Here is a 13254-nt window from a genome sequence, read left to right on the forward strand (position 1 = left end):
CGCGGGGCTCACCCCGCCGCGCGCAGCAGCTCCAGCGCGCGCTGCATGTCCGCGGGCAGCGGCGCGTCCACCCCTCGCGCGGGCAGCCCGGGCAGCGCGGGCCACTCCACGCGAGCGGCGTGCAGCGGCGTCCGGGACAGCACCTCTCGCGTCCCCTGCCCTCCGAGGTCCCCTTCCGCGAGCGGTGCCTCGCGGCCGTACTGGTGGTCCACGAGCAGCGGGTGGCCCAGGGACAGCAGGTGCACGCGGATCTGATGCGTGCGGCCCGTCAGCGGCTCCGCCTCCACCAGCGACGCGCGCGCGAAGGTCTCCACCGGGCGCACCCGCGTGCGCGAGGGCTTCGCGTCCGGCTCGTCCGGCCTCGCCACGCGCATGCGCCCCTTGCGGGCGGCCACCAGCGGCGCATCCACCAGTTGGGGCGCCTCCAGCCGGCCCTCCACCAGGGCGCGGTAGCGCTTGCGCACCTTGCCCGTCTCGAAGGCCTGGGACAGCGCGCGGTGCACGGCCGCGTCCAGCGCGAACACCAGCGCGCCGGACGTGTCCCGGTCCAGCCGGTGCACCACGTAGACCTTGCGGCCCAGCGCGGCCTCCAGCGTGTCGCGCAGGGACGGGCCGCCCTCGCGGCCGGGGATGACGAGCACCCCGGCCGGCTTGTCCACCACCATCACGCCCGCGCCCTCGAAGAGGACGCGGGGAACGTCACCGCTCATTCGTAGTCCGACGCCGGCACGACGGTGATGGGGCCCAGCCCTTCCAGCAGGGGCTTCACCTCCGACGCCTTGCCCAGCACCACGATGACGGGCGGGTCCGCGAACGCGTACTTCTTCGCCACGGCGGCCACGTCCTTCGGCGTCACCGCGCGCAGCCGGTCGCGGAACTTCTCCACCCAGTCGTCCCCCAGGGCGTGCATGCGCATGTCCGCGATGACCGAGGCCACGGACTCGTTGGTCTCCGTGCGCATCGGATACAGGCCGGCCAGGTAGCTCTGCGCGTCCTTCAGCTCGCGGGGCTTGAGGCCCCCGTCGCGCACGCCGTGGATCTCCTTCAGCGCCACGTCGATGATCTCCCGCGTGGACGCCGTCTTGGTGAACGTGGACAGCGCGAAGATGCCGCCCGCGCTCATCGTGTCGAAGTAGGAGCTGACGCCGTAGGTGAGGCCGCGGTTGACGCGGATCTCGTTCATCAGCCGCGACGTGAAGCCACCGCCCAGCGCGATGTTCATCGCCGTGGCCGGGAAGTAGTCCTCGTGGCCCAGCCAGAAGCCCGGGCCGCCCAGGCGCACCTGGGACTGCGTCTGGTCCGGCTTGTCCACCAGCAGCACCGTGCCGGCCTTCGCCAGCGGCTCCTGCTTGCGCGGCAGCATCGGCTGGACATCCGGGCCGCCCGTCCAGCCGGCGAAGGCGCGCTCCGCCTCCGCGGCCACCGTCTCCGGCGCGATGGCGCCCACCACCGTGAGCAGGGACACCCGGGGGCCCATGCACTCGGCGTGGAAGCGGACCACGTCGTCGCGGGTGAAGGTGGACACGGTGCGCTTGTTGCCGCCCACGTCGCGCCCGTACGGATGGTCCCCCCACACGGCGCGCGTGAAGGCGCGGTCCGCGATGGCCGAGGGGTCATCCAGGTCGTTGGCGAACTGCGCCAGCGCGCGCTCCCGGGCGTCCACGACCTCCTGCTCCGGGAACGTGGGCTCGCGCACCACCTGGCCCAGCACGTCGAGCATCTCGGAGAAGTGCTCCGCGGGCGTGGTGAGGTAGACGGACAGCACGTCCTCGTTGACGCCCGCGTAGAGGCTGGCGCCCACGAACTCGATGGCTTCACTGATGCCATCCGCGTCCATGCGCTTCGTGCCCCGGCGCAGCAGGCGCGCGGTGAAGTCCGCCAGGCCGTCCTTGCCCGCCGGGTCGAACACGGCGCCCGCGCGCATCACCAGCCGCACGGACACCAGCGGCAGCGGCCCGCGCTCGGCCGCGATGACCTTCAGGCCCGTGGACGTGGTGCTCTCATGCAGCGCGGGCAGCTTCAGCTCGCCGGTGGCGACGGCCCCGGGTTTCGGCGCGGACGACAGCTTCTTCACGCGCGCCGGCACGGCCTTCTTCGCCCGCGCGACCTGCTTGCGCGCGACGGTGGCCTGCTTGCGCACGGCCTTGGCGGCCTTGCGGACGGTGCTCTTCACGGAGGCGATCTTTCGGGAGGCCATGGGTTACGCTTCCGCCGTTTCGTCGCCGGTCTCCGCGGCGCCGGCTTCGGGGTGGAGGGTGACCACCGAGCGGCGCTCGGGGGCGAAGTACTTCGCGGCCACGGCCTTCACCTGCTCCGCCGTGACGGAGGCGTAGAAGGTCGGCAGGGACAGGCCCTCGCGCCAGTCGCCGAGCAGCGCCTCGTAGTGGCCCAGGGCGTGGCCCCGGCCGCTGTTGGTGGACAGCTCGCGCAGGTGGTCCGCGCGCAGGTTGTTCTTCGCCTTCTGCAGCTCCTTGTCGGTGACGCCCTCGCGCGCCAGCTTCTCCAGCTCCGCGTACAGCAGCGCCTCCACCTTCGCGGGCTCCGAGTCCGGCTTGAGCTCCAGGTAGAACAGGATGGTCCCCGGGTCGATGCGCCAGCTCCAGTCCAGCATCACCGACACGGCGGCCTTCCGGTCATACACCAGGGACTTCACCAGCCGGCTGCCCTCGCCCTTGGTGAGGATGTACTGGACCACGTCCAGCACCAGCGTGTCCTCGTCGCTGGCGGCCGGGCCCCGGAAGCCGATCATCACCGACGGCGACTGCGCGGGGTGGCGCACCACGGCGCGGCGCTCGCCCTTCTGCTCCGGCTCCGCGTTGAGCACCGGCGCGGGCGTGGGGCCGCGCGGGATGTTCCCGTAGTACTTGCGCACCAGCGCGAGCGTCTTCTTCGGGTCGATGTCCCCGACGATGTAGAGCACCGCGTTGTTGGGCGCGTAGTACGTGCGGAAGTACTGCTGGCAGTCCTCGCGGGTGATGTTCTCGATGTCGGCCATCCACCCGATGACGGGCCAGCGATACGCGTGCGCCTTGTAGACGAGCGTGCCCAGCTCCTCGTCCATCATGCCGGGGATCTCGTTGTCCACGCGGACGCGGCGCTCCTCCATCACGACTTGGCGCTCGCTGGCCAGGGTCTGGTCGGAGATGCGCAGGGAGCGCATCCGGTCCGACTCCAGGTCGAGCACCGTCTCCAGCGCGTCCGCGCTGAAGTCGTCGTAGTACACGGTCATGTCGTTGGACGTGTACGCGTTGGAGCGGCCGCCGTTGGACTCCAGCGTCTTGTCGAACATCTTGGGGCCGTACTTCTTCGCCCCGTTGAACATCATGTGCTCGAACAGGTGGCTGATGCCGGTGATGCCGGGCCGCTCGTTGCGGCTGCCCACCTGGAAGAAGGTGTAGAGGCTGACCACCGGGGCCTGGTGGTTCGCCAGCAGGCGGACCCTGAGCCCGTTGGGCAGGGTCGCCTCGTGAACGTCGAAGAGCGCTGCGAGCGTGGGGTCCACCGCGCGCACGGCGGTGGACCGCGGGGATGCCTTGGACATAGGTGCCACACCGTAACCACGGCGCGGCTAGAGATCCACGACACCTTCGCGCAGGGCCATCACCACCGCGTCCACGTGGGAGTTGACGCCCATCTTCCGGTAGATATGCGACAGGTGCGTGCGCACCGTGCGCCGCTCCAGCGTCATGACCCGCCCCACCTCCGCGTTGGACAGGCCCTTGGCCACGTAGCGCAGGACGTCCAGCTCCACGGCCGTCAGCCCCCAGGGCAGCTCGGCGGGTTTCCGGGCCGGCCGGGCCTGGATGGACTGGAAGTAGTTCCAGAAGCGCCGGGCGATGATGGGCTCCAGCACGGTGCCCCCGTCCATGACCTCCTGGATGCCGGAGCGGATCTTCTCCGGCCCCACCCGCTTCACCAGGTAGCCGGACGCCCCCGCCTGGATGGCCTCGTAGACCTTCTGCTCCTCCTCGAAGGACGTGAGGATGAGGATCTCCACCTCGGGGGCGCGGCGCTTGACCTTCTGGGTCACCTGGATGCCGTTGAGCCCCGGCAGCTCCAGGTCCAGGAGGACCAGCTGCGGGCGCTCGCGGACGATGACGTCCACGGCCTCCTCCCCATCCTGGGAGGTGCCCACCACCTCCAGCTCCGGGAAGGTGCCCAGCACCTTGACCAGGTTGCGGAGGAGCTGGGGCTGGTCCTCGACGACGAAGATGCGCGTGCGCTCCACGAAACTCACCGCCTGGTGGGGGGAGGCTGGAACTGCTCGTCCAGCTTCTGGTGCTGGCCCCGCGAGAAGCGGAGCTGGAAGTCCTTCTGCTCGCCGGTGGCGATGGCCACCACGCGGATGTCGCGCGTGCCCACGCGGACCGGGTGTTTCACCAGCGGCGTCGTGCGCCGCACCTTCGCCCCGTCGATGTAGACGGTCGCGGGGAGGTTGGTGCGCAGCGTGAGGAACGCGCGCTGGTTCCGGGGCGGCAGGCCCGGCTCGGCGGTCTCCTCCTCGGCGTCCCCGTCCTCGATGTCCCGCGCGCCGGGGGTGGGCGGAGGCGCGGGCGGAGGGGGCGCGATGGGCTTGAGCGCGGAGGGGTTCGCGGAGGTGCCGTTCGGCGCGGGCGCGTTCGGATCGTAGCGGGGCACCCCGGGTTCATGGACGGGCCCCAGGCCCAGCCGCCACGCGGCGACCGCGAACATGAACAGGCCCACCAGGGCGATGCCGCCCGCGATGAAGAGCAGGCGCTTGCGGCGGGTCGCGGGATCCACCGCGCCCATGCGCGGCGTCTCCACCGTGTCGAAGCGCTGGTTCACCGGCAGGTGGCGGTCCGACGGCGCGGGGATCGCCATGTCGTGGCGCACGCGGCCCTCCGCCTTCGGAGGAGCCGCGCGGCGCTCCGAGCGGGGCTCGGCGGGGAGTGCCTCGGTGGGCTCGGCGCGGCCCCGGCGCTCCTGGCGGGGCACGCTCGCGTCGGCGGAAGCGGGGGCTCCCGCAGAGGGGAGCACGGCGGTCTCCTGGCCGGGCCCCCTGCCGCCAGCACCGCGCGCGGGCCGCAGGGGTGGGCGCTTCGCCCCGGACGGGGGTTCTTCTTCCAGCGGCCCGGGCTGGCCGGGACGCAGGGCGGCACGACGACCGGAGGGCGGGACCGGCTCATCTCCGCCCAGGGGCGGCGCGGGGCGCATGGCCGCGCGGCGGCCGGTGGGCACGGGCGGTTCATCGTCCCCGAGGGCTGGCGCGGGGCGCATGGCCGCGCGGCGGCCGGTGGGCACGGGCGGTTCGTCGTCCCCGAGCGGCGGTCCGGAGAAGTCCTCGATGACCTTCACGCGGGGATTCCGTCCGGCGCGCGGGGCGGCGCCGCCCTCCGGCTTGCGGGACTTCTGCGCGAGCACGCCGGGCGGCGCGTCCCAGCCCTGCTCCAGGGGCCCCGCGGGCGACAGCTCCGTGCTCCGCGCCTCGTCCTCGGGACCGAGCTCGTCGTCCCCGGGCGCGTCCGGCGCGTAGTCCTCCGGGCGGAACTCCTCGAAGGCGGGCGCGGAGGCCTCCTGCGTCTCGGCGGACGCCTCCTCCTCCGTGGGCGCGCGGCTGTATGGCGCGCGCTGGACGATGGAGGCCTCGAGCTCCTCGGCGTGCAGGTCCTCCATCTCCGCCCCGGAGATGGGCTCCAGCGCGAAGGGCTCCGGGAACGGCACGGGCCCGGGGGCGGCGAGGCTCACCTCGTTGGGGAACAGCTCCGCGACGAAGCGGGCCACCTCCTCCGCGCCGGGCAGTCCGCCGCTCGCGGAGAGGAAGTTGCGCAGGGCCTGGGCGAACTCGCCGCACGAGCGGAAGCGCCGCTGGGGCGAGGGCTCCACCGCGCGCATGATCGCCGGATCCAGCCGCGAGTTGATCCGCCGATCCAACCGGCTGGGCGGAGGCAGCGTCTCGCGGCGGGTGCTCACGCCGCTGCCGGGCACCACCGCCTCGCGCAGCGTGAGCAGCTCGTAGGCGATGGCCCCCAGCGAGTACACGTCCGACGCCTCCGTGGGCGCCTCTCCCTTGGTCACCTCCGGCGCGCGGTACGCGCTGCGGCCCCGGTGCGCGAACGTGCGCTTGAGCTGGGGCACGGCCAGGAGCGCCTGCAGCGCGCCGAAGTCGCAGATGGCCGGGAAGCCGTCGCGGGCCAGGAGCACGTTGCCCGGGGTGATGGCCCCGTGGACGGCGCCCGCGTCGTGCGCGAGCTGCACGGTCTCCAGGAGCTGGATGACGATGGAGAGCGCCACCGCGGGCGGCAGGAGGACTTCCTTGGTGTTGAGGCGCTGGAGCGCGACGCCCAGCGTGAAGCCCTCCACGTCCTCGCGCACCACGGCGAGCCGCTGGCGCACGAAGCCCACGTCCACGACGTGGAGGAGCCCCGGGTGGCGCACGGGCTGGAGCATCCGCACCGTCTCCGCCAGCGCGCGAGCATAGGCGGGGTCCGAGGTGCGCGGCAGGAAGAGCTTCACCGCGACGGGGATGGTGGGCAGCAGCAGGGCCTCGTACAGCTCCGCCAGGTCCCCCGCCTCCGTGCGGCCTGTGAGCCGGTACGTCCCGCTCATCGAGCCTTCCGGGGCGCCTTGGGCCCGCCAGCGCGGCGGCGGGACACGGCGGCGAACATGAAGCCGCACCACACGCACGACTCACCGCGCCGTCCGCGAGGCAGCTCCAGGGTGCAGCCGGGGCAGCGTGGCCGGGGCCGGGTGGAGCGGACGGTGGCGGAGGAGCCAGCGGTGCGGGTGCGGACAGGGGGTGGCTTGCGGGCCTCCAGGGCGAGCCGGGCCTCCAGACGGCGCACACGGTCTTCCAGCGCGGTGATGCGAGCGGACAGGCGCGCGTGGAGGTCCTCGGCGGAGGCCGGGGATGGACGTGGGGTGCGCATCGTTGGACAGAGCGTGCCAGCCCCTCGCGAAGCCCGCAAGGACACGGGCGAAGGGTGAGCGGCGCGTGTTATGTCTTGCGGTCCCGTGTCGCCCCTACTCTCCCCTGCCCAGCCCATCCCGGGCGGACCCTCCGTGGATCCGCTGCACGGGAGCTTCCGTTCCTCCATCCGCCGCGAGCACGCCGAGGACGCGGCCCATCGGGCCCGGGAGCTGCTCACCGACGACGTGCTCGGCCGGCTGCTCACCACCCCGCGAGAACCGGCGGACCACGTGCCGCATGCGCGGGAGGTGTTCGTCAACCGCAACCTGCGCATGGACCACATCGAGCTCATCGGGTTCGACATGGACTACACGCTGGCCATCTACCACATGCGCCGGCTGGAGCAGCTGTCGTTCGACATGACGATCGCGAAGCTGATCAGCGAGTACGGCTACCCGCCGTTCATCGGGGGCCTGCTCTACGACCACCACTTCGTGATGCGCGGGCTGGCGGTGGACCGGGTGAACGGCAACGTCCTGAAGATGGACCGCTTCGGTCACGTGGGGCGCGCGTACCACGGCCTCCGGCCGCTGAAGCGCGACGCGTGGAAGGAGCTGTACCGCAACAAGCGGGTGCGGCTGCGCAACCCGCAGTTCGCGTGGAACGACACGCTCTTCGCGCTTCCGGAGACGTGCCTGTATTCGGGCATCATCGAGCTGATGGAGTCGCTGGGGCACACCGTGAACTACGGCAAGCTCTACGACGACATCCGGGAAGCCATCGACACGGTGCACCGGGACAACTCGCTCAAGCGCGAGGTGCGCAAGGACCTGGCGCGCTACGTGTTCCTGGATCCGGAGCTGGGGCCGGCGTTGCACAAGCTGCGCTCGGGCGGGAAGCGGCTGTTCCTGCTGACGAACTCCGCGTGGGACTACACGAACGCGGTGATGCGCTACCTGCTGGACGGGCAGCTCCCGGAGTACCCTAGCTGGAAGAACTACTTCGACTTCGTGGTGACGTCGGCGGCCAAGCCGGCGTTCTTCACGGAGAGCCGGCCGTTCCTGGAGCTGGACGCGTCCACGGAGGCCGGCAAGGTGGTGGGCGAGGCGAAGTCGCTGGAGCGCGGCACGGTGTATTCCGGCGGCAACCTGGCGCAGTTCGAGGAGTTCACCGGCCACCGGGGCGAGCACATCCTCTACGTGGGCGACCACATCTTCGGCGACATCCTGAAGTCCAAGAAGTCGTCGCTGTGGCGCACGTGCATGATCGTCCAGGAGATCGAGGACGAGATCACGTACACGGACGCGCGGCGCGAGGAGATCACCACGCTGTCGGAGGTGGAGCTGACGCGCGCGCGGCTGGACGACGAGGTGAACCACCGCAAGACGGTGCTGAATGCCCTGGAGCGCCGGCTGGAGCGCGAGGAGCTGTCGGAGCCCGCGCGCCACGAGGTGGAGGAGCAGCGCAAGAGGACGAAGGGGGAGCTGGAGAAGCTGCGCCGCTCGCTGAAGGAGGCCAACGGCATCGCGGCCACGCTGGAGCGCGACGTCGAGGAGGGCTTCAACCCGTACTGGGGCCTGCTGTTCAAGGAGGGCAACGAGAACAGCCGCTTCGGCTACCAGGTGGAGCAGTACGCGTGCCTCTACACGAGCCGCGTGTCGAACTTCCTGCACCACTCGCCCATGCAGTACTACCGCTCGCCGCGCGACCTGATGGCGCACGAGCAGGCCGGCGCGCTGTCGAGCAAGATGTCCCCGATGGGGAGCGAAGGTCCGCCGAAGGGCTCGGAGAAGGAGTAGCTCAGGGCCGCGCGGGCAGCCGGCCCCAGATGACGTCGCTGAAGCGCGAGGTGGGCTCCGGCTGGATGCCCAGCTTCCTCAGGTCGTCGGTGTGGCGGGCGCCCTTCACGACGACCCACCGGCGGGCGACGCGCCTCCCCTCCTCCACGGCTTCGGGCGTGAGGGGAGCGTGCTCCGCGAACCGGCGCAGGACGTCGAAGGCGGGCTGGGCCTTCTTGGGCTTGGCGAACATCGGGTCGAAGAAGACGACGTCGAAGGACTGCGGGGGCAGCGTCCTCAGGTACGCGTGCGCGTCCGCGTGGCGCACTTCGATGGCGCAGGAGTCCTCGCCCCGGTCGTAGCGCTGGAGGCCCTCCGCGGCGACGATGCACAGGGGCAGGCTCTTCTCCAGACCGACGACGCGGCCCGTGGGCCCCACGGCGAGCGACGCCACCAGCGCGTCCTGCGCGAGCCCCAGGGTGCAGTCGAGCATGGCATCGCCCGGGACGAGCTCGGCGACCTTGAGGAGCGCGTCGTCGCGCTGCCCCTGGCGAAGGCGCATGCGCCGCAGGTGCGCCATGCCCGCGTGGAAGCCGAACGAGCCCTGCGGCTCCCACAGCGTCACGCCGTCGCCGCCCACGACGAGCAGCGCATCGACCCGGGTGCCCAGCCAGGGCGCGATGCCCTCACCGGAGCGGCGCGGCAGGAACGGCAGGCTCCACCGCTGCGCCACGGCCCGCGCCTCGCGCACCGTGGCGGCATCCGTCTTCGTGCTGGTGGTGACGGCGAGGGGGACGGACGGCATCGAGACCGCCGCCCTACTCCGCGACCGCCTGGAGCTTCCGGCCACCCTGCATCTGCGCCACCGTCACGGACTGGTTCCGGCCGTTGCGCTTCGAGTGGTACAGGCACTGGTCCGCCAGGTCGATCAGCTGCTGCTTCTCCATCGCGTTGTCGGGGAACGTCGCGATGCCCAGCGACATCGTGATGCGCAGCGGGCCCATCTCCGTCTGGAAGACCTCCGCCATCACCGCCTCGCGGATGCGCTCCGCGATGATCTTCGCGCCCTGCGCGTCCGTCTCCGGCATCACCATCACGAACTCCTCGCCGCCGTAGCGCGCGACCACGTCCGTGTCCCGCGCCAGCGTCTTGATGATGCGCGCCACGCCCTTGAGCACCTGGTCGCCCGTCGGGTGGCCGTAGGTGTCGTTGACGCTCTTGAAGTGGTCCACGTCCGTCAACATGATGGAGCACTTGCGGTTGTACCGCCGCGCCTGCGCCAGGATCTCGTCCGCGCGCGACTGGAACGTGCGGTGGTTGAGCAGGCCCGTGAGGCCGTCCGTCGTCGCCATCCGCTCCATCTGCTCGTAGAGCTGCGCGCGCAGCACCGCCTGCGCCGCCTGGATGGCGATGACCTCGATCATCCGTAGCACGTCCTGCTCGAACGCCGTCTTCTTGCGCGAGCCCGCCACCAGCGTGCCCAGGATGCGGTCCCCCGCCACCAGCGGGAAGATCTTCAGCGCGCCCAGGCCGCGCACCTGCGTCTCTTCATCGAAGATGACCTGACGGTCCATCGCCTTGATGTCCCGCCCCGGCAGCGGCGCCCCGTAGCGCACCACGTTCGCCACCAGGCCGTTGTTGTCCTGGAACGTGCGCCCCTCCAGCGCCTTGCCCTGCGCCGTGACGCCCGTCATCCGCGCCACGCGGTGCACCCGCTTGCCCTCGTGCTCCGACACCAGCGTCACCGCGCAGAAGTCCAGCCCCGCGAGCTGCCGCGTCGCCTCCAGCACCGCCACGAACACCTGGTCCGGGCTGCCCGCGCGGTTCAGCTCCTCGATGGCCCGGAAGAACCGGTCCTTCTCGTCGCGCGTCTTGCGGATGTAGCTCATCACCCGCTCCACCTCGATGGAGCGCAGCACCTCTCCCGCGAGGGTGGTCAGCATCTTCTCGTCCTGGTCCGTGAACGGCTCGTTCTTCAGCTTGTCCGCCACCAGCACGCCGCGCACCAGGCCGCTGCCCTCCAGGATGGGCACCGCCAGCAGCGCCTGCACCGTGGGACCGCCGCTCTCGTAGTACGTGACGCCCTTCAGCCCCTGCGGCGAGTTCATCCGCACCGGCGCGCGGCGCTTCAGCACCCCGCCGATGATGCCCTCGCCCGCGTTGAACTTCTCGCGCTGCACCCGCTCCGAGGCCGACCGGCAGTCGTACAGCTTCAGGCTCCGGTCGTCCGACGTGAGCAGGAACGCCGCGCAGGTGTCCGTGCGCAGGCCCGTCTCCGCGATCTCCAGCGCCGCGTGCACCGCGCCCTCGATCTCCTTCACCGACGCGACCAGCCACTTCTCGTCGGAGTTCATCCCGCTGAAGCTGTCCTGCGTCCCGGAGGACACCAGCCGGAAGGTGCGCGCGCGCTCCTCCACCTCGCGGATGCGCTTCTGCACCGCGTCCGACTCCGCCCGCTTCGCCACCGCCATCCGCGCGGACAGCACCAGGTGGTACAGCCCCGCGAACAGCGCCAGGAACAGCGTGTGCGTCAGGAACCCGGTGACGTTCACCACCGGCCCGCCCAGCGTCACCAGCCCGTCGTACACCAGCGCGATGCCCAGCAGCGTCATGCCCGCGTTGCGCGGCAGGAACGCCACCAGGAACGCCATCAGCAGGTAGACGATGGGGAACAGCTCCCCGCCGCCGATCGCCACCACGATGAAGGCCGCGGAGATGAGCCCGCCGCCCAGCTCCAGGTCGTCGCGCAGGTCGATGACCGCGCCCACCGACGAGCGCATCGCCCGGCGCCACGCCGCCATGCCGATGCCGACGAGCAGCCCCACCACCAGGGCCGCCTCCGTCCACCCCAGCGTGTGCAGGCCCCGGAAGCCGCCTTGCGCCAGGTGCACGAAGGTGGCCAGCGCCACCGCCGCGGGGATGGCGCGGAAGAACGCACGCACGAGCTTCGCCGGAGAGGGCACCGCGGGCAGCGAGGTCATGGCGACTCCAGGTGGAAGACGATCTCGCCCGGCTTCACGTAGCCGAGCTCCTCACGCACCGCCTGCTCCAACGTCGCAGGATCCTTGCGCAGCGCCGCGATCTCCTTGCGGAGCGCGTCGTTCTGCGCGGCCAGCGCGCGGTTGCGCTCGCCGAGCGCCTCCACGTCCTGCCGCAGGCGCAGGTACCGCCGGAAGCCCTTGGCGTCCGCCACCGAAGCGAGGCTCAGGGCCACCGCCACCACCGCCGCCACCATCAGGAGCTTTCGCCGGGACGTCATGAGCGCCGGCGAAGGTACCAGCGGCCCCCCTGCCCGCAAGAATTCCGCTCCAGCCCTGTAGCACTCCAGCGCCGGGTCGGAGTCAGTCCTGCTTCAGCAGCTTTTCAATGGCCTTCGCCACGTCCGCCTGGCCTTCGATCCCCTGCCACGCGGCCACCGCGCGGCCGTGCCGGTCCAGGAGCACCGTGCTGGGCAGCGCCCGGATGCGGCCGAAGGCGCTCTGCCCCGCGCGCATCCGCTCGTCGGACAGCAGCACCGGGTAGGGAAAGGCGTAGTGGTCCGCGAACGGCCCCAGCACCCGGCCCTCGTCGATGTCCATCCCCACCGCGACGACCTGGAGGCCCTGGGGGCCGTACTTCTGCTGGAGCTGCGTGAGCGTGGGCTGATCCGCCAGGCACGGGAAGCACCAGGTGGCCGTGAAGGACACCAGCACCACCTTGCCCGGAAGCTGCCGGGGGTCGTAGCGCGCGGGCCCCACCGACGGCAGCCACAGCGCTCGATAGAAGGCGGGCCCGGCGTCCACCGGACCGCCGTGGCGACAGCCGGACACCGCCCCCGTCAGGGCCAGCGCCACCGCGCACGCCAGCGCGCGTCGCCGCACCGGGCTCACGCGCTCAGGCCTCTGTCTCCGGAGGGCCCCCGCGGAGCTGACACTCGCGACACAAGCCGTACAGCTCCATCTTGTGCGACGTCACCGTGAAGCCGTGCTTTCGCGCCACCGCGTCCTGGAGCGTCTCGATGCGGTCGTTCTCGAACTCCACGATGGTGCCGCAGCTCGTGCAGATGAGGTGGTCGTGGTGCTCGCGCCCCGCCGCCGCCTCGTAGCGCGTCTGCCCGTCTCCGAAGTTGCGCGCGTGCGCCAGCCCGCACTCGTTGAGCAGCTTCATGGTCCGGTACACGGTCGCCACGGACACCTTGGTGTCCTGCTCGCGCACCTTGTTCCACAGCTCCTCCACGGAGAGGTGGCCCCCTACCTCGAAGAAGGTGTCGATGATGAGGCTGCGCTGGCGCGTGCTCTTCAGCCCGTGCTGCGCCATGTAGTGCGCCAGGACCTCGTCCTTGTCCTTGTCCGAGGGGCCGTGTGAGTGGGAGTGGCTGTGGTGGTGGGTCGTCATCTGCAATCTCTGAAGCACCCCATGTGTTGGGGTGGGGATGCCTGCTCCCGCAAGACTTTTTCGCCGGCCGGCCGCACCGGGCGCCCGCTCCCCCGCTGACTACCATGGAGTCCGGTGTCTTCGGCTTGCGCCGCGCGTGGGCTGTTTACATTGAGGCCGGACTGGCTCATTGACACCTGTCTGGCCGCGAAGATAGAGGCATCCGCCCTCGTAAACGAGCAATTTTCCGAACCT

Annotated in this window: 11 protein-coding genes; 1 reads left to right on the forward strand and 10 read right to left on the reverse strand. The window is 71.3% G+C overall.

Going from position 1 to position 13254, the window contains the following annotated elements:
* Window positions 1-8: 8 nt before the first annotated feature.
* Genes U8525_RS10280 through U8525_RS10300 form a run of 5 tightly spaced genes read right to left on the reverse strand, consistent with a single transcriptional unit; the run spans window position 9 to window position 6567 of the window.
* Complete coding sequence (locus tag U8525_RS10280; RefSeq protein WP_374264265.1) at window positions 9-710, reverse strand: RluA family pseudouridine synthase; 702 nt, start codon at window positions 708-710, stop codon at window positions 9-11.
* A complete protein-coding gene (locus U8525_RS10285; RefSeq protein ID WP_374264267.1) occupies window positions 707-2197 on the reverse strand; it encodes a M16 family metallopeptidase in 1491 nt (496 codons plus the stop codon). Before U8525_RS10285 ends, U8525_RS10280 begins: the two co-directional genes overlap by 4 nt.
* 3 nt (window positions 2198-2200) lie before the next feature.
* A complete protein-coding gene (locus U8525_RS10290; RefSeq protein WP_374264269.1) occupies window positions 2201-3541 on the reverse strand; it encodes a M16 family metallopeptidase in 1341 nt (446 codons plus the stop codon).
* Window positions 3542-3568: 27 nt separating this feature from the next.
* The gene (locus U8525_RS10295; protein ID WP_374264271.1) at window positions 3569-4228 is read right to left on the reverse strand and encodes a response regulator; all 660 of its coding nucleotides are present in this window, start codon (window positions 4226-4228) and stop codon (window positions 3569-3571) included.
* 5 nt (window positions 4229-4233) lie between these two features.
* Complete coding sequence (locus tag U8525_RS10300) at window positions 4234-6567, reverse strand: protein kinase (RefSeq protein ID WP_374264273.1); 2334 nt, start codon at window positions 6565-6567, stop codon at window positions 4234-4236.
* A gap of 390 nt (window positions 6568-6957) precedes the next feature.
* Here U8525_RS10300 and U8525_RS10305 point away from each other — a divergent pair, with 390 nt between their 5' ends.
* A complete protein-coding gene (locus U8525_RS10305) occupies window positions 6958-8667 on the forward strand; it encodes an HAD-IG family 5'-nucleotidase (protein WP_374264275.1) in 1710 nt (569 codons plus the stop codon).
* Window position 8668: 1 nt separating this feature from the next.
* Here U8525_RS10305 and U8525_RS10310 read toward each other — a convergent pair whose 3' ends face one another.
* From U8525_RS10310 to U8525_RS10330, 5 genes are all read right to left on the reverse strand, one after another.
* Window positions 8669-9451, reverse strand: a complete 783-nt coding sequence (locus tag U8525_RS10310; RefSeq protein ID WP_374264277.1) for a class I SAM-dependent methyltransferase — start codon at window positions 9449-9451, stop codon at window positions 8669-8671.
* A gap of 13 nt (window positions 9452-9464) precedes the next feature.
* Window positions 9465-11627, reverse strand: coding sequence for a diguanylate cyclase (locus tag U8525_RS10315; RefSeq protein WP_374264279.1), 2163 nt, complete (start codon window positions 11625-11627; stop codon window positions 9465-9467).
* A complete protein-coding gene (locus U8525_RS10320; protein WP_374264281.1) occupies window positions 11624-11905 on the reverse strand; it encodes a septum formation initiator family protein in 282 nt (93 codons plus the stop codon). Before U8525_RS10320 ends, U8525_RS10315 begins: the two co-directional genes overlap by 4 nt.
* 82 nt (window positions 11906-11987) lie before the next feature.
* Window positions 11988-12515: a TlpA family protein disulfide reductase gene (locus tag U8525_RS10325; protein WP_374264283.1), complete on the reverse strand. Its 528-nt coding sequence runs from the start codon at window positions 12513-12515 to the stop codon at window positions 11988-11990.
* A gap of 4 nt (window positions 12516-12519) precedes the next feature.
* Window positions 12520-13020, reverse strand: coding sequence for a Fur family transcriptional regulator (locus tag U8525_RS10330; protein ID WP_374264285.1), 501 nt, complete (start codon window positions 13018-13020; stop codon window positions 12520-12522).
* Window positions 13021-13254: the final 234 nt, after the last annotated feature.

It is taken from the genome of Corallococcus sp. RDP092CA, from assembly GCF_041903675.1.
Classification (GTDB): Bacteria; Myxococcota; Myxococcia; order Myxococcales; family Myxococcaceae; genus Corallococcus.